Raw genomic sequence first — 21,643 nt, 5'->3', positions numbered from 1 at the left:
GCCAGGAGGACGGCAGTGGCAAGCGTAACGCCGTGGTGGAATGCGTTGAAGATCCGCCAGGAGATTCTCAATGCGTCCGGACAGATCGACGACGTTCAGATGTCGCTGTTTCGCGCCGTCCACGGCACAGGCGCTGACCGGCCGCCGTATGCCGACGCTGGCTACTACGGCGACATCACCCATCCCACCGAGCGGCTTATCGACCTGCTCACGGAGATCGCGATCCGCATCGGTGGTGACCAGGACTATCTGAAAGCCCGCGCCGTCACTCGCCTCGACCAGGGCATGGGCGGCGGTAAGTCACACGCCTGCATCGGGGCGTACCACTTGGCGGCGCATCCGGAAACGCTACTGACTACTGAAGTCGGACAGCGGGTCATCGAACGGGCACAGGCCAGGACAGGTAGGAAACTCGCTGCCGACCTCGGTCATCCCCATGTCGTAGTGCTCTCCTGCGACAACATGACACCCGGTGCTGGAGTTCGCGAACTCGACGGCCCCGCGATCAGCCTGTACGAGCGGTTTCTGTGGCGACTGTTCTCCAAGGACTATGCGCTCTTCGAGCGCTATCAGCCGTTCTGGAGCGACAAGCACAAGATCGCTGAGGCCATTACCGCAGTGCAGCGGCCTCTGCTGATCGTCATCGACGAGCTGCTCGACTACGTCGGTAACGGATTGGACGGATCGAACAAGCCCGACCTTGCAGCGCAGGACATGGCGTTCCTGCGGGCACTGCTCGATGTCGTCAACGATGTCCCGCATGTGGCGATGGTCGTGGTCATGATCGCCTCCGATGCCGACAAGACCGCATTGTCGCCTGCCGCGCAGGGACGGCGTGATGACCTCAACAGCCTCCTCGAACGCAACGGCACTCCCGCCACGGTTACCGAAGTTGGCGACTTCGCCGACATTCTCCGCCGACGACTCTTCGACATTGAGCCCTCAGCGGACGTCCTCACCGGCACTGCCGCGCTGTACGAACCGGTGCTAGCGGACAAGTCCTGGGCCAAACATGTGTGGGAGGCCATCGGTGCCGACTGGCGCCGCCGATGGACCGAAGAAGTAGCAGCCTGCTACCCATTCCATCCGATGCTCATGAGCTTGGCGAAGGAGGAGTGGAGCAAGGTCACCGGCTTCCAACGAGTCCGGTCGACCATTCGAATCTTCGCTGCCACGGTTTACGCTCAGCAACAGCGTGGCATCGCAGGACAGTGGGTGCCAGCACTGATCGGGCCAGGTGATCTACCGCTGTCAGACAGTGCGGTGCGCGAGGCGATTCTGGGCAGCGGCTTGGTAGAAGACGAGCGCACCATCGCCAACTACCGGAGCCTCGCCGAGATCGAGGTCATCAACCACACCGGCAGCTCCGGCATGGCCCGCCGACAAGACCTCGAGCGGCCCACGACTCCCTGGGCCAACGCCAACCCACAAGCGTCCGAGCGCGCGGCCACCTTCATTTTCCTTGCCAGCATCGTCGGAACTTTGCGCCCAGGCCGCGGCCGTGGGGCGAGCGCACCCGAGGTCAAAGCTGCGACCAGTGTTCCCGACCTCAGCTACACGATCACCGACGCGGACAGTGTCGTCGACGAGCTGGTTAACCCAGACCGCGGAATCAGCGCACTCGACATTATCCCGGGGCAGGGTAACAACAAGCCAGCACGGTATTTCCTATCCACGCGACTCACGCACCGGATGCTAGTGAACAACATCCGACGCACTATCACTGACGCTGAGCGTGACCAGGTTTTCGCCGAGTTCGCTCAGAAGCTTGCCAGCAACGGCCCGTTTCGTGAACTGCGTTTCGTCGCTGCGGATCTTCGGCGGAACGCGATCGATGTGCTGATCACCAGCGGTCTCGATATCGCCCACACGACACGGCTTGTCGTGCTCGACGCAGCCCAGTATAGCCTGCGCAACGGCATGGAGAAGCCCACCATCGAGGCGTTGAATGTCGCTATGGGACTCGGCGACGGCGCTCAGCAACTCCCCATCCAGTGGGCTAGCAGTGCTGTGTTCGCTGTGGCGAATACACAACGACGCGGACTAGCACGAGGGGTCGCCGCGGAGTATCTGGCACGCCAGCGAGCTCTCGCCGCACCCGAGGTGCAAAACGACGACGAACTCAAGGCCACAGGAACCAGGGAACTCACCGCAGCCCGCGCGCAGCTGGAGAAAGCACTCAAACGGGCCTACCAGCACGTCGTTTACCTTGCGCAACCTGACCCTGACGGTGAGCGGCGTCTGGATCAGATCACGTTCGATGATGACAACCTCACAGCTCTCGACGGAACAAGCGTCTGGAAGGGTCTGGCCGCCAAGGACAAGGTCTTCGACGCAGGTCAGTTCGGCGTCAAGGCATTGCTGCACAACCTGCGAGACCAGGACTATGGAAAAACCCTGTCCGACATTCGCGCTGCTTTCTACAGCACGCCACGACTTCCCCTGCTCTACGGAGGCGATTCAGACCTTCGGCAGGTCATTTACGACGCTGTGAACGAAGGCCTGCTCAGCGTGGTCGACGGAGCCGGCACAGAGGTCGCTGTGACAGCTCCCGGTCAGGTAAACCTAACGAGCACGGGCCTCCGCCTGGCCAGACCACAGCCAGTATCATGCTCGTCTTGTGGTCAACCCGCTCATGACGGCGCCTGTGCCCCTAGCGGTGGTGGCGACGATACGGTTGCCGCTGGTACACAACTCACTCAGGGCAAGGGTGAGGGGATGACAACCAGTACCGCGAGCGGTGTCGGCACTACAGCCTCAGCCGTAAAGGACCGACAAGCGTCCTTTGCGTTCACCAGCAACCTGCTTGCAAGTGCCGACAGTGCAGACAAATTCGCCGCACTATTCAGGAGTGTCTACATGGCGCTGGACGAAAGGCAGATCAGTTACCTGCAGGGCACAATCCAACTAGTACTCCAAGCCGAGGCCGCCGAGAACATCCAGCAACGGCTTCAGGAACTCGGAATCGTGGTCAACTTGAAGGAGATCTAAGGCTGTCAGCACCACACATCGCTGGCGCAGATGTGGCGAGAGTCATCAGCTACGAGGACGACTATCCGAAAAGTGGCCGCCGCTGGAGCTGGAGGGTGGACGATGTTGCTCCAGCCAATCGGCTCTGGCTGGAACACTACTTCGACCACCGGTTCAGCCACATACGATCATCCGGGACCGAGGTCCCGCACACACTTGCCGCGGAGGTTGACGCGGACTGCACCTGGGATGCACGCCAGATCTGGCTCACGGCACTGGCAGCCGCCTGGCGAGGCGAACCGTCGTAGTAGCAGCCCTCCGAACAGCGAGTTGGGGACCACACATGCGCGAATCGTCGGCCCTGGTGCGCAGCGCAAGCTGGTCACTGAACGACGTGTGAGCGCGGTACTGAATGTGCACGAAGAACGCACATGGGGCTATCGCGGCGGCCGCCTGACCGAGGCGCCAGCCGCCGCGCGCCGGGCAGATCTAGCTTGAAATTCGCGCCCACGACGCTGGCCGGGATAGACCTCTTGACTCCTGCCGCAGAGCCGGTCAAGGGGCCGGGGTGCACTTCTCAGACCGAACGACGCCAGGTTGTGCAGACTGAGCCCGTGCGAACAGTACGGCGCAACTACCAGAGTAAAGGGGTCGATGAGCGACGTGCTCGACCCGGCAGAACTCGGCAAGATCACAAAAGAGGGCCTCCGCGCTGCCTGAGCTGCGAAGACCCCTTTGGCCGTCGGGACGACAGGATTTGAACCTGCGACCCCTTGACCCTAGATCAGCGTTCACAGGCCGCTGACTTGCAAAAACAGGCACGTTGGACGCAGTTCGGCGCACTTGACGAACGGTCAAGTACGTTGCCATCTGTCCTCACAATCTCCCAAGATCGACTCCTTCAGCCCGAGCAGCGCTGAGCACGGACGCCCGGCAACGCCGTCACAGTGCTCCTGCCCGCCGCTACTACAGGCTCCTGACGTGGGAGTACGCGTAACTTGGATGCATGTCCGAAGACGCATTGGACGCGTACTCCCGCATCGTGAGCTCGGTGGCGCGGACCGTGACGCCACACGTCGCCAGCGTCCGCACGCAGAACGGCGGTGGGTCGGGCGTGGTCTTCACCGACGACCTGCTGTTGACCAACGCGCACGTCATCGGCCCGGTCCGCAGTGGCAGGCTGACGTTCTCCGATGGCGCCGAGACGGAGTTCTCCGTCGTCGGCACGGATCCGCTGTCGGACCTCGCGGTGCTGCGCGCACACGACGAGGCGCCGTCGCCCGCCGACCTGGGTGACGCGGACCGGCTCGTCGTCGGGCAGCTCGTCGTCGCGGTCGGCAGCCCACTCGGGCTCGCCGGGTCCGTCACCGCAGGCGTCGTCAGCGGGTTGGGGCGAGCCTTTCCCACCGGCCGCGGGCGCAACGTCCGGATGATCGAGGACGTCATCCAGACCGACGCCGCGCTCAACCCCGGCAACTCCGGCGGCGCGCTGGCCGACTCAGCCGGGCAGGTCGTCGGCATCAACACCGCGGTCGCCGGCATCGGCGTCGGGCTCGCGGTGCCGGTGAACAGCACGACGCGGCAGATCATCAAGGCGCTGCGCACCGACGGCCGGGTGCGCCGCGCATACCTCGGGATCGTGGTTTTGCCCGCGCCGCTGCCCGACCCCACGGCCGCGCGAACCGGGCAGAAGGCCGGAGTGCGGCTGGTCGAGGTGATCGCCGGCGGGCCGGCGGACCGCGCCGGGTTGCACGCGCGCGACCTCGTGCTGACCGTCGGGCGCCAGGCGGTGACCGACGCGCAGGGCATCCAGCGGCAGATGCTCGCCGAGGCGATCGGGGTACCGCTGCCAGTGACCGTCCTGCGGCACGGTGCCATGGTCGACGTCTTCGCCGTGCCCACCGAACTGCGTCCCTGAACCATCCCAGCGCCATACCAGAAGGCGGAAACCTGCGGTTTCTCCGGCCTGGAGCGGTACACCGTCGACCATCAGCACGTAGACAGCCGGGCTGACCTCGGCCGCTCGTGGTGGTGGGAAGACGCACTTGACTACCAATCAAGTGCTGTTGCCGTTCGTCAGCTGCCCACCAGTGATCGACTCCTTCGCCTGCCGGCGGCTTGCGGCCCACATCAGGGTGCTTCCCGGCGACAAGACGCTCGTCACATTGCGCCACGTCGTTGACGACAAGGACACGAGGACGTCCGCTTCACCGCGGGCATCAAGGCCCTGGAGATCCACAAGGAGCACGGGAACCGGGCTCCGCAGGACCTGGTCGAGGACCGCGCTAGATCCCCTTGCGTACTTGCGAGAGGATTCGCAGTTCCTGGGTCGCTAAGGTCGCACCTTGGCGAACCCGGAGCTCAGCCCACAGCAGCCTAACTTGCAGGTCAGACCATGCGGCCGACTTTTGACACCCCACCGCTAGCCATCACAAGGCGGTTGCGGAGTAACATTCGCACTGCGCGGAGTCGACTTCGCACTCCACCTTGAGGTAGAGTCACGCACAACAAACAAATAAGTAAGTGCCTCATCGCCCCGCAGGCGCCAACCAGGACGGGGCAATGAGGCTTACAGAAGGAGTGATAACTCGTGTCGAGCACCAGTCCCAACTGGCCATATTACCTGCCGAAGCCCTGGTGGCGGGTCGTCGTGATCGTGCTGATCATCGTCTTAGGCGGCACGACCATCGCGTACGCGATGGGTCACGGCGCAGAAGCGGTAGCAGCGGTCGCGATCGCCGCAGTCAGCGCGGCGACGACCCAAGGAGTCCGGGCCTTGCTCCGGGCACGGCCCCGCCGGGCCTGAACGAGCGGGCGTGGTAGCAATGCCACGCCCGCACCCTCGCCAACAGGAGACGATCCATGTTCGAGTCCGAAGTGGCCCAGGTCCTGCTCCACGACCTGGTGGAGATCACTCCTGGGCCCTCCGGTTCTCTGCTCGATCGCCTCGGCGACCACCCGGACGGTGTCCCGGTGGTGTCTCCCTCGGACATCACAGATCGCCACCAAGTGACCCCCCAGAACCTGCGCAGGTTGCCCCGGACGGACGCGGAGAAGCTCCGCCGTTACCTCCTGCGCGTAGGCGACATCGTTGTGGTACGGCAAGGCGCGCTCGGGCGGCTCGCCCACATCGAACACAGCCAGGAGATGTGGCTCTACAGCTCCTCCTGCATTCGTCTTCGCCCGGTCGACCAAAGGGTTCTACCCGAGTACCTGACGTTGTACCTCACGTTTCCTCCGGTGCAGGAGCTCCTACTCAGCCGCGCGGTTCCTGGCACGGTCCAATCCTTGAACTCCGAACTCCTCGGCGAGCTTCCCGTCGCGCTCCCATCACGTAGTCGTCAACGACAACTGGCAGAGGTAGCTGCGAACATAGATGAGCTCGCCGAAGCACACCGAAGGACCTTGGAACGCTTGGAACTGCTGAGAACCTCGGTCATCAGCGACTTCCTCGGGACGGAGACGAGGACATGAAGCCGCTGACCGCCGCAGAGTTGACGAAGTACCTCATCGACGCCGACCGGATCATCGGCCTGACACACGTGCGAACCGGTCGTCTGGACATCTTGTCCGCCATATTGCTCCTCAAGTGGGCATCGGATCAGCCCGGTCGGCTCGACGTACCAGAACACGCGCGCTGGAGTGCCATCGCGGAGGGCAACTACCGACCCAGCGAAACGCTGACCAAGGCGCTGGCCTCGTTGGTAGATGCCAACGATGAAGTTCTTGAGCGACTGTTCTGGAAGATCGACTTCACGAATTCGCTCAGCGAGCACCAGACGATGGATCTCATCGGGCACTTCAGCCGGATCTCACTCCGCGCGGAAGAACTCCAGTTCCACGACACCGTCGCGACGGCCTTCGACGCCCTTCTCGACGAGACCGCTGACGCGGCAGGTAAGAAAGGTGGGGAGTTCCGGACACCTCGATCAGTGATCGACCTGATGGTCCGTCTCGCGCGGCCGAAACCTGGCCAGTCCGTCTGTGATCCGTTCGCCGGCAGCGGCGGCATGCTCGCAGGCGCGGAGAAGTTCGCAACCGAACGCAGCGGCAAGCACGGAACACTCAAGCTCTTCGCTCAGGACCTGAATATCGCGCAATGCCGTACCACCCAGCTCAACCTCTTGCTGCACGACGCTTTCCGCCCAGCGATCCGCAATGGCGACACTCTGACGAATCCGCTCCACCTCACCGCTGATGGCAGTTGGCAACGCTTCGACCGCGTGCTAGCCAACCCACCGTTCTCGGTGGGCTACCAAAGCAGAGACGTCCGCTTCCCCGAGCGCATGCGCTACGGCTGGACCCCGGAAACCGGAAAGCGTGCGGACCTGATGTTCGTGCAGCACGTGCTCGCCTCGTTGACACAAGACGGTGTCGGCGTGGTTGTAAGCCCGCAGGGCGTGTTGTTCCGCGCCGGTGCTGAGGGGGAGATTCGACGAGGCATCGTCTCTGACGGCAGGCTGGCAGCCGTCATCGGGATCGGCCCCAACGTCTTCTACGGAACGGGCATCCCAGCCTGTGTACTCGTGCTGACGGGCAATGCCGGATCTCTGCCCGGACGACGCGGAGTCTTCTTCATCAATGCGGAACATGAAATCAGCACAGGACGCTCACTCAACCACCTCGACCCGCGCCATGTGGAGAAGATCACCGATGTCTTTCATGAGCGGCGGGAAATCCCACACTTCTCCAGGTTTGTCTCCATCAGCGAGATAGCAGACAACAACTTCAACCTGAATGTCCGCAGGTACATCAGCCAACCTCCCGCTGTTCAGACAAAACTCGACACGCAAGCCCTGGTCACGGGCGGGGTGCCACGAGCAGAGATCGAAGCACAGCGCGGACGCTTCAACGCCTTCGGCATCGACCTCCTGGATCTCTTCCAACCAGGCGAGTGGGGAACAATGGAGTTCCTCCGTCATGGCCTCCCGACCGTCGCCGACAGGGTGTTGGAGAAGGCCAGCCACCGCGAGAACACGTTCCTGCGCGAGCTGGACCTCTGGCTGACTGACGAAGTACGCGGACTCGTCGGCAACGACCACACGTTGCCGGTGCTTCGCGACAATCTCATCAGGTCGTTTCACCGTGCAATGGCGCCACTTCGGATCCTGGACGAGTTCCAGCTCTCCGGGCTCTTCGCAGACTGGTGGGCCGCCCGGTACGACGATCTGAGGGAAATCGTTCGCAGCGACGGCCGCCTAGCGATCATCGACAAGCTGCAGGCCGATCTCAACGACCGCGCGAAACGGCTCACCGCGAAGCAGCGCCAGGACATGATGAACATCTACCGCACGTGGGTCGCTCAGTACGGCACCTCGCTCGCGGAACTCGATGAGGACCGAGCGAGGTCCGCTGCCAAGCTGCGGGAGAAGTTGGCAGATTTGGGCGTGCCATGGCCAGAAAGCCACAACCGATGGTAGGCCTGTGGAGCACCAGATCTGATCAACGGCCACTCACCTGCAGCCACCGCCCTGTACCTGGGTGCCAAACGTCGTCGATCACCGAGCTCGAACAGCGGCGATGAGCTCGGCCAAGTTGACCTCAGCGTCGTCTGCCAGCTCAAGGACCCTTGTCGGCACCGGCTCGAGCGGGTATTGCGTTGCGCTGCTGGGAAGTCCTTCCGAACCACCGAGAAGGGATAGCGGCGTACTCATTGTCGGTAGTTGATAGACCCGCCAGCGCGGCGCGGCCGACTCCGTGATCGCCAAGGTTGCACCGTGACGGACAACCACGGTGGCTCTGGTGGCGTTGCGGGCGAGTACCACACACCGGGCACCCGCCAAGGTCGCCACCTGCGCCGCGATGCGACGAGGGTTTCGAAACTCGCCGTCGACAACCCAGACACCACGAATCTTCCTTGCTGGCAGACCTTCGCGCTCGAAAGCGTCGCGGAGTGCGGCGTCAGGATCGTCGATCACAGCTGTGGCTAGATCGATCACCGCGGTCACCTCGGCCGCGCTCGCCACCCGTGCATAGGGCTGATCGGGCACGTAGAGGTATTCCTCGACGAGTTCCGGTTCCGCATAGGCGGCCCAATCTCCTGCGGCGTCCCAGGCGGATCTGGCTATCACGTCGTGTTCGCTGCCGCCGTGCAGGCTGGCGTCCTGCAACAACAACCCCAAACACACCGCGATCATCGATGATTGGTAGCCGAGCAGCTGGCCAGGCGATTCACGTTCCTCGTCGTCGCTGGGGACGAGGGCACACACCAGATCTCGCAGTTCAGCGCGCCAGCTCTCGTCGGTGCCCCACACGCCCGCGGCGAGCATCGTCAGGTGGACGCGGGCCACGGCCATGCGCAGTGCTGGCCACAGCCGTGGGGGTGCGGACATGGCATTGACCCAGCGCCGTGCCCAGGTTCGACACCTTTGCCGTTGCGTCGGGGACATGGGCACACGGGTGGTAGCGGTGGGCAGCCACTCGGCGACTTCATCGTCCTCGTCGTCGGTGAGCGCCGACTCGTCTATCTCGCCGCTCACCGACCAGCCGCTCGGGCCACTCCCAGGCAGGGCGAGTGCACCGGGAAAGGTCAGACTGGTCAAGGATGGCCCGAGGGTGCTTTCCACCTTCCGCAACCATGCGCCCCAGCGATCGTCCGCCGACACGGCGTCCACTGTGGAATTGCTGATGCGCAAGGGCGTTGCAGGCGCAGCTTGATGTTCGCGAACCTCGCTCAGCAGCCGGAGGAAGTCGGCGTGGAACCGTGCGGCCAACGTGGCATCGGTGAACACGTCGTCCAGCTCGTAGTCGCGCACCAGACGAGGGCGGTCCGCCACGTCGTCGTTCCTGGGGAGGCAGCGGACCGTGTCGGTGAGGAACACCTCTCGCGAAATGATCGGCTCGCCGTCGATCTCAACCCGCGCGCGGACGGCCCCACCGACCTGTTCGGGGACCCGGAACTGGAGCGTCGAGCGCAGATCGGTGTCGGCGGTCCACATCAGGCCGGTCATCCAGGTGCCTGGTGTGCCGTCGGGTGAGGTCTCGATGGCAATCGGCACGCGGATGTTCGTAACCAGCTCGACCACGATCACGTCGTCGCGGCGACGTGCGCCCAGCAGGTCCAGGGATTCCGGGCGCCGCAGTCCGTCATCCTTCGGGATGGTGTTCTGAGCCTGGATCACATGGTGTGCGGCCGACTCTTCCCTGGGCAGCAGGCTGTTGGCCACGGGATAGGAGGCGACCAGCTCGCAGTTCCCGCCGACTGTGGTGGAGTTGAGCATAGCCGCGGCGCTGAGGTTCGCACTTCCGACCAACGCCGTGGTGCTGCCGTCGAGAGTCCACTCGACGAGCTTTCCGTGGCTCGTACGTTCCTCGCCGAGATGCCAGAACTCCATGTGCGGCACAGTCGACGTAACGTCGGTCAACGACTTGCCGTTGTATTGCGAAAGCGTTGGCTGCACGGCGATGTCGACCCGGCCGGGAAGGAGCCTGGCGATCAGGTTTCGCACTGCTCGCGACTTAGCGTCGAAGAACGGCGCCGTGAGCCCCAGCGCCTCTACCGGCGCCTCGGTGAGCTGCTCCAGGATCGGTTGCCGCAGATTGCCGAAGATCCGCAAGTCCGCAAACGAGTGGTCGATCTCGGCGGGAGTGATCGAAGCGGCGACGTGGGCGGTTGTCTCGGCAATCCACGTCGGCATCACCACCACGGCCGGCAGGTCGACCAGCCACGCGGCGAGGTCATGCAGCGCTGCCGGACCGGCCTGGCGAGTCGACCGGACCACGAGCCACAGTTCGCGGTTGTGCCCCCACCCCGACATCGTCGGGTTGCCGGAGCCGATCGCGACCCAGACATCCTCGTCTCCCACCAGAACCGCCAGTTTCGGGTGGAATGCGCCCGCGCAGACGACGTGGCCGTGCTGGTAGGCGCGACCCGCGTGCCGTACGTCGACGGGCTCGTGCGTGCTTTGACCCGCATCACCGAGCACGGTGATGCGCGCGCCCAACGCACGCGCGGCCGACACGCAGTGCCGCTCGAAGAACACCAGGTCCAGCGTGTATCCGGTGACGAGGAACTCGCGCAGGCGCGCACCGTCGCCGCGATCACGCCATTCGTACAGCAGCGTTAGCGGGGAGTGGAACGCATGCGTCACGTCGCTCATGTGGGCAGCTCCAGCAACGCAGTGCCCAGCGCTGTGACACCGGAGCTCGGCGTGCTACCGCCGAACAAGCCCAACTGGTGCGACATGGTCCCTAGCTGCGCGAGCCGCAGGCCCACGTTCCCCGCGCCCTCGGGCACATCAGCGAAGTAGCGGCCGTTCCGTTCGTGCAGCTTCGTGAACAGCGTCATGCTCCCCCGCTCGTCGACTTGGAGCTTGCGCAGCGAGACGCGGCGAGACTGCGCGAGCATGTCATCGACGAACGCACGAGCCAGCTCTCCCAGCGGGCGATCCTCGTGTTCGCGCTGGCGATGGCCGACCCAGCTGGGGTCGAGAAACTGCCCGCGTCCCTGTGACCGACGGCCCAGGAACGCCGACAGGCTCTTGCCGGTCAACTGGTCCAGCCGTCGCGCTCCGAGCAGCAGCACTGCCAGATCGATCTCGACCCCGCCCGTCCCCTCCTGTTCAACCTGTTCCTCCGCGGGCAGGGGATGGCCGTCTCCATCCATTGTGGATGGACATCCACGCAGGAAGTGGCGCACCGTCATCGACGGCACCTCACCACTGATCCAGTCGTGCAGGTCAGCGCGGGTGGCCGAACCCGCCGCGGATATCACGACGTCGACCAACTCAGCCCACAAGCGGCGCCACGCACCCACCGACAAGCGTCTGAGCAACACTCCACGCCAAGCGTGCGCACGCTCCTCGGTGCGTAGCAACGGGTCCGTTTCGACAGTGGCCCCGTAAGCGACGCACGTCCTCATCGCACTCGTCCAGTCCGGGGCGTCGGAGTGGAGTTGGACAGATCTCGCCAGTACCCGCAGCGTGGAACGGCGGGTGCGGTCGTCTCCGTTCCACTCGTCCTGCTCCCCGCGGTGACGGCGCATCGCCGTGAACAGCTCGCTCAATGGCTCGAGATCCGCCGTCGCCGGTACGTCCAGCGCCAGCGCTCCGAACTTCGCGACATCGCTCGCGGCAAACGGTCGCCGAGAGACTAGGTCGAACAACGGCTGATACATCCGCCGCACCGGTTCGGGACAGATGTGCCTGCCGGTACTCAACGCTCCGCCGTTGAGCCGGACCGTTCCCATCGTGACGCTCGGCCCGCCGTACTGCGACCAGAACCCCCACAGTCGCGGCGAGTACGAGCCCCTGCCGACCTCCGCCATCGCCTCAACTCTGCCCTTGTCCCGCAACGACTTGACCCGATCTGCACCGTGAGCGAGAGGCGGTTGGTCGTGCTCCAGAGACACCCACGCCAACCCGACCTCGGCCCGGCGCAGCACTGTTCGGCATTCAGTGGCATCGAGCCCGCTGTCATCAGCATGTGCCGCCAGCGCCCAGTACAGCGAGTAGAACCGCGCCAGCCGGGTCAGGGTCGAAACGCCAGGCACCAGCGTGTCCACCATCGCCATCACCGGCGCTTCGACCGCGAGCGGGTACCGGCCACTCCGCGACTCGAGTCCCGGTTCGCACCACGCGGGTTCGGCGACTTCGACTCGAAGTGCCGTCACCAGCTCATCCCTCGGCAGTGTTCAAACATGGCCACACCATGATCTCGCGCGTCAGTGCCCCTTCGTTTCAGATCTCCAGTAACGCCTTGCCACCACCGGCGCGATCAAACGTCTACAGAAGCGTGACTGCGTACGGCGACATGGCTACGCCACGACGAACGCGACAGCGAACTCCGTCGACGAAGCAGCAGGTAAGAATCATGAGCCGCCTCATGAACGACATCCGCAGCGCCGCCCGACGAGGCGACCTGCCCGCGCGATTCCGGCCCGCAGACGTCCGCGCAGCTTGCCCCGGCTGGGCTGAGCAAACCTACGGGGTGTTCCTGCCGAAGCACCGTCGAGGCAATCCCGGCGGATATACCGCGTACTTCGAACGCAATGAGGACGGCACCTACAGCCTCATCAACTAGCTACGCCCCAGCAGGTCGTTGCGCTGACGGCGGTCACCCAAACCGAGCCCAGGCCCCGAAAGGCGCCGTGGGAGCGTCTGGACGATCTGGTTGCGACTGGCATCCGGCGAGTGCGCCTGACGACGTATTGCAACTCTCTTCGAACGGGTGTTCGATTACGTCGTACGACCCAGGTCATAGAGCATTCCGTCCCCTGAGCGGGCGAGGCCGTAGCCGATGAGGAAGGATCACGCCGTGCGAACCGCCCCCCACCTCACCCTCGCTGCATGGAGCCTGTCGCGATGACGTCTCCGCTGGCGAACACGGTGCAGGTGAAATCGGGCACGGCGCTCAACCTGCAGGACGCGCATTCGGCGCGGGTGCGGATCTTCGGAACGACTGCGACCGTCGTCCATCGCCGTGACGAGGCCGAGCACGAGCGGCGGCGCCGCTCTGGCTTGGCGGACATCAACTCGATGGAGTTGCTCGACGTACTGCTGGACCTCCCCCACGAGATCGCGGTACCTAGGTCGTCGCTGAGCTCAGCAGTTCTTCGCGTGCTTCAGCGAGCCCCTGCCGGCGTCGTGCAGATCGACAGTGCCTCGGTCACCCGTCTGACTTCGCCAGCCGTCACGCCAGTTCTCGCGGTGGTGTACGCGTCGAAATGGCGTGACGGTCTGGAACGCGCTTCAGAGTTCGCGTCCTACATCCCGCGGATGTTCGTCGTGCCGGAAGTGCCCTCGAACTCGGAGGAAGCGCTGGCCGAGGCGTCCTGGTATGGCGTCGGCGTGGCGGTTGGTCCGCGGGCAGCACCGACGATGGTGCTCGAACCGGAGCCCCTGGCCGACTGGCAACCTACGACCGGGTGGTGGTGGTTCTGCGAGCAGGTCTACCGACACACGGTCGATCAGGTCTGATCGGTCAGCCACAACGGCAGGTTCGCCCACACCTTGAGCGACTCCTGGGGTTTGATCGGCTTCGCCCGCCGGAGCTGCTTGGTGAACATCTCGTGGTAGCCGACCGCGTTGCGGCAGATGTTCTGCCAGTACTGCGCGCGCAGCCGCATTGTTGGCGCGTCGAGCATGTCAGCGGCGTACTGCGACCATGTGGCCACCGCATGCGCCATCGCCTCGTTCGAGTCGGTCCTCCGCTGGAAGCGGGACAGCCGCCTTCCGCCGCACACCGCGCAGGGACATATCGGCACCAGGTTCTGCCGGGCACCGAAGATCTTCATCAGCTTGCTGCCCTTCCACCAGCACATCAGCTCCGGGATCAGCACGCTCGGCGAGGGATCGAGCATGATCGCCTTCGACGGGTTCGGCGGCTCGACGGTGTGGCGAACCGCGCCGCCAGTGCCGATCGCCCCCGCGAACGCCCCGTGCGCCACAAGATCGAACGCGTTGAAGTCGGTCCGCATGGGAAAGAGCTCGACTGAGGCCGCGAGCATCCGCAGGTTCTGGATAATCCGGTTCGCCGCCTGCTTCAGTGGGTCCAGCTGCTTGCCCAGCACCAGACCGATCGGGCACCCCACGTCGGCGAGAATCGTCGTCACCTGGCGGATGTGCCTGCGGTCGAGCAACGAGACATCAAGCGGTGCCGCGAAAATGACGTCGTTGCGCCCCAGTTCCTTCACCTGGCGGGCCGCTGCCCTCAGCGAGTCGGTGTCACCCGCCTGCACGAACTTGGTCGGCGTGATCGCCGCGCTGGCCCCGGCCATCAGCTGCTGGTTGAGCATGTCTTCCAGCGTCATGGGCAGGAGCTGGTCCTCGGGCGACCAGAACGGCGCGTCAGGAGTGGCGAGGTGCTTCTCGTAGGCGGCCGGGTCCACGAGCACGATGCCGTTGTAGCCCGAGTCTTCGAGCAACCTCATGCGGCCGTTCGTGTTCGCGCCCGCGAGGACGAATCCGCTGCGGGCCAAGCTGACGTGCGGCTCGATGTTCGGCACCTGGTTCGGGCGCGCGTAGACCAACATGCGGTTGAGCAGGACGCCGACGCTGCCTGCTGGGCGTTGTGGCGCGGGACGGTCAGCGAGTTGCGCCAGCGCTCCCCGCGCGTCATCGCTCGGCGAGGTGCTGATGCCTTCCAGGTCAGTCATCGAGAACCCCCAGAAGCTGATCGCCCAGCATCGCGCGCAACTTGACGACCGTCGTACCAGCCAGGGCCGCGGCGGCCTCGACTCCACCTGCGGCGTCGACCGCAGCCCTCAGCAAGGTGGGTACAGCCGTCGCGGCCTCGTGCGGAAGCGGCTCGGGTTCTGCCGTCTTCCAGCCCAAGGCGGACATCTGCGTGTTGAGCGTGCGGTAGCGCGAGTCCGTGACCACGCCGAGGTCGAGAGCCCTCCGCAATAGTGCCGCGGCGGAGATCCGCCACCGTGCCTTGAGCTGCAGGAGCCGTGCCGGGGTGATCGGAGCCGCCTGGAGGTCGGGTCGCACCTGTGCGGCGGGAGCGAGGAACTCGCTCGCGAAGGCCTGCGCCATCTCCTCGGCGTCGAGATCGAGCGCGGGCGCACACGCGATGTGTCCCAGCTCGTGCGCCTGCGTGAACCGCTGGCGGTCGGCCGGAGCATCCGTGTTGATCACGAACACCGGGGCCTCACCGGGCGGGTGCAGGCTGGTCGCGTCCACCTCTCGCCCTCCCAGCGACATCGGCACCACCAGCGCGCCGACCCGTTCCGCCACCTCGGTCACGGATTCGATCGGCCCCTCGGGGAGTTCGAGCTCACGACGGAGCGCTCGGGCCGCATCCTCAGGGCCATCCAGACCCCCGACCTGCATCGGCACAAGATTGAACTCCCGCAAGGTCACGGTAGAGCCAGCCGCAAGCCTGCGCAGGAAAAGACGTAGGAGGTTGACCTGCGCGTGCAGCGCGCGCAGGGTCGAGGCCTTCGTCGACTTGCGGTTGCGGTGGTAGACGCACCCGTCGCCGAGTGACCACAGCTTCCCCTCGCCGGCCAGGAAGTCCGGGGTCACCTCCAGCGCCGCGCTGAACAGCTCGAGACGGTCGCCGGAGACCGACAGCGAGCCCTTTTCCACTCTGGAGACGTAGCCTTGGCTGATCTCGGGATCAGCTTTGGACAGGAGGGTCAGCTGTTCGGCGAGCTGTTTCTGGGTCCATCCGAGTGCTTCACGCGCGGCGACCAGGAGTTCGGGGTTGCCGTCTCCGGTCACGAGGTGAGCCGTCATGCCGGAAAAGATACGCAGAAATATTCTGCCTGTCCACAGGCGGTTACGAGCGGATAGTGGCCACGGCACGCCGAAGCATCGAACACGCGGCGGCTCAGTACCGCAGCACCTCACCCTCGTGTAGCGGCGCTGCACATCACAAACGACACTTGCCGCCCGCTCGAACGACGCCGCGTTTCACGACCATGCCGTTAGCGGTGCAGCAGGCCTATCTCGTAGAGGAACCGGCTCGGCTCAGCGGGCTTTGCCCGCCCGGCGGAGGTGGCCACCGAACGCGAGTAGAAAATCTTCACGGTGCTGCGCGCACGCGTGACCGAGACGTAGAACTTCCTGCGATCCTCTTCAAGCTTGGCCGGATCGTTGGCCGAACTCCAGTAGGGCATCAGCCCCTCGTCCGCGCCGAGGAGCAATACGACCTCGAACTCCAGCCCCTTGCTGGACGACATGGTCGTGACGTTCACCCGGTCGCGCCTCATAGCCCGGCTGGCCAGATCCACGACAGTCGCGTCCGCCAACGCTCCGAGTTCCACCGCGTGCTGCATCCGGTCCAGCGCATTGGCGTTGTCGGACTGGGCAGGGCGTGCCATGGCTCGACGCAGCCCCATGCCGAGGAGGTCCGCGAGCATCCTGCGGGCGTAGGTGACGGGTTTGTCGCGGTAACCGACCAACAGCTCGGTCAACCGCACGTCCGTGTCGCGTGTCCACGTCGGACCGAGCAACCTCCGCCATCGCCGGTGGATGGCGCCGAGCCGGTGGCCACTCTGCTCACGCCCGAGCATCGCCCACGCCGCACACGACTCGACGAACAACGTGACCGGAGCACGCGGGTACTCGACTCCTGGCACGGCAACGGCCAGGCCGGCACCGCGGAACACCTCCGCGACCTCGCGGCACTGAGCGTTCATCGAACAGATCACCGCGATCTCGTGCAGCGGCACCCCGCGCCTGTGCGCCAGTCCGACCGCAGCAGCGGCTTGGCGGCACTGCTCGGTGAAGCCCGCAGGGCAGAAGACAGCCAGCACCTCGCCGCCACCGCGGACGGCCGTGACCTTCCGCCCGACGCGCTCGACCCGCGTCGACACCCGGATGATCTCCTCGCCACACCGGTAGTTGTGCTCCAGGTGCACGGCGCTCACACCGGGAAGCGAGCTCAGTTCGCTGATCAGCTCCGGCCGCGCGCCGTTCCAGCTGAAGATCGCCTGCCCTGGGTCCCCGACGGCCAGTAGCTCGACGTCCGAGTCGGGCCGAAGACAGAGAGCTCGCACCAGTCGATCGAGCCCCGGCGCGAGGTCCTGGTACTCGTCAACGTACAGGCGACGATATCGCGCCGAGAGCACCCGCCGCACAACCTCGTGCTGTTCGACGAGATCCACGGCGGCAGCCACCGCCCCCTCGAAGTCAATCAGCCCGTCACCGCGCAGCAACGACTCGTAGCTCGAGCAGGCCTCCAGAAGTCCTTCTCCGCCGCGGTTCCATTCCTCCACAGTGGACAGGCGACGCCGGTGGAACTCGATCTGCTTGCGCTTCTCCTTCCAGTTGCACGACGATCCGAACCGCGAGCCGACCGCGAGCCGGTAGGCCTCCTCCTGCTGCTCGTCGCTCGCGATCGACGCCTTGACCAGCTCGGGCTTGCCGAGCAGGGCGGCAAAGGGGCCGATGATCCGGTTGATGGCGAAGCTGTGCACCGTTCCCACGAAGAGCGTCGGCCGCGCGGAGACCCCCAATGACGCCAAGCGCCTGCGCAACTCCTCGGCCGCGGCCGTGGTGTAGGTGATGCATGCCGCGCCATGAGGTTCGGGAATCCTGTTGAACAGGTCGTAGGCAAGACAGGTGACCAGCAACTTGGTCTTGCCGCTGCCCGGCGGGGCATGGACGACGCAATGGCCTTGCCGGTTCAGCACTTGCCACTGGCGTTCGTTCGCCGACAGCTCCCCGATCGACTGGGTAAGCGGGCCCATCATCCCGCCAGGTACCTCAAGGCACTGTGGACATAGTCCGGCGGCCAGATCTGTTGTGACGCAAGACGCTGAGCGAACCGTCCCTTGCCACCCGCCTTGTCGATCGTGGTCAGGTAGGTTCCGATCTCGGGCCACTGCGAAACCCATGTCTCCATGGTGGCCCGCGCCCGATCGGCGCTCAGCTCCCAGAGGGTGCCGAAACAAGGTTTGACGTTGCTGGGGTGCGCGTGCAGCAGGTCGTACTCGAACGTGGACGTTCCGACGAAGATGCCGTGCTCCCCCGGATCTCCGTTCAAGGACAGCGCGGCGAGCAAGCGGCCAGCACGTGCCGGTCCCGCGTCGCCGTCGCCATCCGTGATCACCGCCCACCGGATACCGAGTGCCTCGCAGAACCGGGCATACGACGTGAAGTGGGTGCCGTGCACGACGCACACGGTGATGCCGAGCTTGTCGAGGTCCATCCCCACGGCCGCGGCCATCGATGGCAGCAAGGCTTGCTCGGCATACCCCTCGACGAGCAGAACACGACGCGCGAACACCAGTTCCGCTCTGGTGGCGTCGAGGTATCGCGCGATGTCGTCCCACTCGGCGTCGGTCAGTGCCGCGTCGCTAGCCGCAGCCGCTTCAGTTCTCCCGCCCGCGTCACGAAGCACCACCAGGCTGCGAGGGGAAGCAACGCTGGCGATGTGAGGTGAATGCGTAGTCACGAGAATCGAACGGTTCGTGCGGTGATCAGCCAGCAGCCGCCGGAACGCGAGCCTCTGCATGTGGGGATGCAGATGTGCTTCCGGCTCCTCGATCGTCATCACCACGTGCGCGATGTCCTGCTCCGCAAGGCGTTCCTCCAGCCCGAGCTCGAGCAGCGCGAGGTACAGCACGTTCAGGGTGCCGAGGCTCGTCGTGCTCAGATGCCGGCGCGCGGCGCCATCGACGAACAGCTTCATGGTGCGGATCAATCTCAGCGGATCCTCCGCCGCTACAGCCAGTTCGGTCTCCAGCGCCTGGTTCGCACCGAGGATCTCCATCATGCGGTCGCTGATGCTCGTGCCGACCCGTTTGATCTCCGCCAGATCGTTGAGCTGCGCGTTCGCCTCTCTCATCGCCGAGCGTACGCGGCTGAGATCGTCGTCGCCGATAGCTTTGGCTGCAGCCGTCAGCAGAACTCGCAACGGGGAGCGCCGCCACGTGGAGAGGTCCGCGTCCACGTCGCGCAGCGCACCGAGAAACGCGAAGTACAGGTAGCCGCGCAGATCGGCGTCGATCTGGTTCCCTTCGTCGTCGCCTCCGAAGATGGTCCATCTATATTTGACCTTCGCTCCCGGCCCGGCGACACCGGTATCCAGCGGTGCGAACCGGTAGGTCAGTCGCGCGCGGAGGGGATCCGACTGCACCAACGCATCGCTCAATGTGCTCAACACGGTGTTGTCGTCCTCGAAGTCGGCCAGATCCACGGAGATCTCGATGACCTCGCGCGCATCCATGGGATCCCAGTCGTCGCTGCCGTCCGACAGACCGTCCCAGAAGTCCTCTCGCCCGAGGTGTCGGTCGGACGGTGACAGTGTGGGATCCAGAACGAGCCGCAACGCGTACAACAGATTGCTCTTGCCCGCGCGGTTCTCACCAACGATGACAGTGCCCGGCTGGATCGCCACGCACAGGTCCGCGAGGTTCCGGAAGTTGGTCACCCGGATGCACTCGATACGCACCGACTTTCTCCAAACACTATGAACCGCAAAGAGACAGCACCGCATGTTCGTGACGCGCGCTTTCACGCCGCGCCCCGTGGAATTTCTCGCCGTTCGACCAGCCAGTGTTACAGGCAAGCGGGGCCGAACTCTGCTCCTCACGACGGAATTGGTCCAGACAATCAAGCCGCCCCGATCTCACCCCGAACAACGACGCCACCCCTTCGTCTTCGAACAACCTCAACCCGCTAAAGCGGAGCATCCCGACCTGTTACCCCAGGTCAGATAGCCGAGCTGAGCTTGAGCCGATCTTGCTCGATGCCCTCGCAGCCCGCGGCCAGTCCATTGTCCAGTTATTGACACGTTTTTAGCCGCCTCTCTCTGTTATCTTTCAAATCCCCTGGGCGAAGATCCCAAGCGTCCTCAATCGACCTCGAGAAACAAGAAGTAATCCGTGTACGAGAACTACCTCCCCTTGCTCGGCGGCATGGCGGGAAGGACCCCGCTCGCGCTCAACGGTGTTCCCGAGGGGCTGGGCGTCGTCACCGTTCCCGTGCGCAGGCAAGGCGAGACCCGCGTACCCCGAGACACCCGGCGACGGACCCGCACCTCGCAGGCCGACGTGCACACGACCGCGAGGACCTCGCTCTTCGCGCCACCGAACGGAATGTCCACAAGAGACCTGGCTTGGGTGCTCGACCGGCCGAAGCGCCGATGGTCCACGGTGGTCAGGAAGTTCGGCTCGCGTGCGGAGTACGTCACCGACGAACTGATCCGCGCTGGCGGCGTGGTGCTGAGGTGCGAAGTCGACGAGGATCGGATGAAGTTGGGGCAACCCAGGGAGTGGCGCCTGTCCAGCGCGTGGCTGGAGCAGGCGCCTGACGTCCTCGCCGAGCTGCGTCCACGCCGGGAACCGGATGTAGTGCGCGCCGAACTGGTCTCGCTGCTGGCGGGGTTGACGCAACCTCGGTTGGTTGCCGAACGGGAAGCGCTCCTACGCGTACCTTCTGGCACCGGTTTCGTGGTGCCGGACGGAACCGCGACCACGGCGAAGAGCTGGCCCACCTATGAGGCTGCGATACGAGCAGCATGCGCGTGGAGCCGTATGAAGTACGTCCCTGGCGCGGCGGCGCTGGCGGGCCACGCGTGGGGAGACACGCACATCGAGTGGTCGGAGGCCAGGATCCTGGTGTTCAGCCAACTCGTGGGCGAGGACTTTGCTCTCGCCGTGGACAGGTCGGATGTGGAGGTCCGGTTGCGAGGCCCGCTCGTGTGGCGGCATGGCAGCGCGATCGCGGACGCGTCCAGGGCGGACCCGTGGATCGGACTGCCGAAGGACGGCATGCGGCTACTCGGTGATATCGACAGCTCGGCCACCGGCGTGCTCGTGCTGGAGAACGCGGAGACCTTCGAGGCCGTCAGCGCGATACCCGAGATCACGAAGTCCTGGCTCTGTGTGTGGGGCAAGGGGAAGGCGGTGGTGAACACGGCTGGCCTCATCGACCACCTCGACGTCGGGAAAGTGGCGGCCTGGATGGATCTCGACGCCGCCGGCCTCGAGATCTTCACCATGCTCGCGGACAGGATCGGCACGCCGTTGCGACCGGTCGCGATGACCCTCGACCTGCTGGCGACCAGTCCCGCCCGGAACAGGGCCAACCGGGAGCTGCAAGCCAAGGCGGAGCAGGCGGACAGGCTGCTGGCGGCGAAGATCGAACCGAAGCTCACCGGCGAGCTGGCCGAGGTGGCGCGCCACATCAAGGAAACGGGGAGAGCGGTCGAGCAGCAGGTGTTGCACGAGCGTGTCCTTCCCCAGCTCTTGGACCTTCTCGAGTCGCTCTGAGCGGAG

General features: G+C 65.0%; 13 protein-coding genes. 7 read left to right on the top strand and 6 right to left on the bottom strand.

Features of this window, described 5'->3' with window-relative positions:
- Positions 1–45: 45 nt before the first annotated feature.
- The 4 genes from UK23_RS06015 to UK23_RS05990 all read left to right on the top strand — a co-directional run bounded on the left by UK23_RS06015 (position 46) and on the right by UK23_RS05990 (position 8,390).
- Entirely contained in the window at positions 46–2,991 is a 2,946-nt protein-coding gene (locus UK23_RS06015; RefSeq protein ID WP_196777628.1) for a DUF499 domain-containing protein, read from the top strand.
- Between the two features lie 985 nt (positions 2,992–3,976).
- A complete protein-coding gene (locus UK23_RS06010) occupies positions 3,977–4,888 on the top strand; it encodes a S1C family serine protease (RefSeq protein ID WP_045310353.1) in 912 nt (303 codons plus the stop codon).
- Between the two features lie 944 nt (positions 4,889–5,832).
- Positions 5,833–6,444 carry a restriction endonuclease subunit S gene (locus UK23_RS48295; protein ID WP_052684397.1) on the top strand — a complete coding sequence of 204 codons (612 nt, stop codon included), beginning with the start codon at positions 5,833–5,835 and terminating at the stop codon, positions 6,442–6,444.
- Positions 6,441–8,390, top strand: coding sequence for an N-6 DNA methylase (locus UK23_RS05990; RefSeq protein ID WP_052684396.1), 1,950 nt, complete (start codon positions 6,441–6,443; stop codon positions 8,388–8,390). Before UK23_RS48295 ends, UK23_RS05990 begins: the two co-directional genes overlap by 4 nt.
- Before the next feature lie 78 nt (positions 8,391–8,468).
- On the opposite strand, the gene UK23_RS05985 is transcribed toward UK23_RS05990, so the two are convergent.
- Together UK23_RS05985 and UK23_RS05980 are read right to left on the bottom strand one after the other, a co-directional pair.
- Positions 8,469–11,069: a hypothetical protein gene (locus tag UK23_RS05985; protein ID WP_045310350.1), complete on the bottom strand. Its 2,601-nt coding sequence runs from the start codon at positions 11,067–11,069 to the stop codon at positions 8,469–8,471.
- Positions 11,066–12,580, bottom strand: coding sequence for a hypothetical protein (locus tag UK23_RS05980; protein WP_052684395.1), 1,515 nt, complete (start codon positions 12,578–12,580; stop codon positions 11,066–11,068). The genes UK23_RS05985 and UK23_RS05980 overlap by 4 nt, the downstream gene beginning before the upstream one ends.
- 200 nt (positions 12,581–12,780) lie before the next feature.
- Here UK23_RS05980 and UK23_RS51285 point away from each other — a divergent pair, with 200 nt between their 5' ends.
- A complete protein-coding gene (locus tag UK23_RS51285) occupies positions 12,781–12,990 on the top strand; it encodes a hypothetical protein (RefSeq protein WP_156212837.1) in 210 nt (69 codons plus the stop codon).
- Positions 12,991–13,256: 266 nt separating this feature from the next.
- Positions 13,257–13,886 (top strand): hypothetical protein, encoded by a 630-nt coding sequence (locus UK23_RS48290; RefSeq protein ID WP_156212834.1) that lies wholly within the window; start codon positions 13,257–13,259, stop codon positions 13,884–13,886.
- On the opposite strand, the gene UK23_RS05970 is transcribed toward UK23_RS48290, so the two are convergent.
- From UK23_RS05970 to UK23_RS05955, 4 genes are all read right to left on the bottom strand, one after another.
- Positions 13,877–15,064 carry a hypothetical protein gene (locus UK23_RS05970; RefSeq protein ID WP_045310349.1) on the bottom strand — a complete coding sequence of 396 codons (1,188 nt, stop codon included), beginning with the start codon at positions 15,062–15,064 and terminating at the stop codon, positions 13,877–13,879. The two genes, UK23_RS48290 and UK23_RS05970, sit on opposite strands and share 10 nt — an antisense overlap.
- The gene (locus UK23_RS05965; protein ID WP_052684393.1) at positions 15,057–16,151 is read right to left on the bottom strand and encodes a helix-turn-helix domain-containing protein; all 1,095 of its coding nucleotides are present in this window, start codon (positions 16,149–16,151) and stop codon (positions 15,057–15,059) included. The genes UK23_RS05970 and UK23_RS05965 overlap by 8 nt, the downstream gene beginning before the upstream one ends.
- Positions 16,152–16,342: 191 nt before the next feature.
- Positions 16,343–18,112, bottom strand: a complete 1,770-nt coding sequence (locus UK23_RS05960) for an ATP-dependent helicase (RefSeq protein ID WP_082114439.1) — start codon at positions 18,110–18,112, stop codon at positions 16,343–16,345.
- Positions 18,109–19,980 (bottom strand): ATP-dependent nuclease, encoded by a 1,872-nt coding sequence (locus UK23_RS05955; protein ID WP_196777627.1) that lies wholly within the window; start codon positions 19,978–19,980, stop codon positions 18,109–18,111. Before UK23_RS05955 ends, UK23_RS05960 begins: the two co-directional genes overlap by 4 nt.
- A 268-nt stretch (positions 19,981–20,248) precedes the next feature.
- Between UK23_RS05955 and UK23_RS05950 the strand changes: the two genes are divergently transcribed.
- Entirely contained in the window at positions 20,249–21,637 is a 1,389-nt protein-coding gene (locus UK23_RS05950; protein ID WP_052684392.1) for a Wadjet anti-phage system protein JetD domain-containing protein, read from the top strand.
- Positions 21,638–21,643: the final 6 nt, after the last annotated feature.

The sequence above is a fragment of the Lentzea aerocolonigenes genome (genome assembly GCF_000955955.1).
Lineage (GTDB): Bacteria > Actinomycetota > Actinomycetes > Mycobacteriales > Pseudonocardiaceae > Lentzea > Lentzea aerocolonigenes_A.
This window is presented reverse-complemented; position numbering and strand designations above follow the sequence as displayed.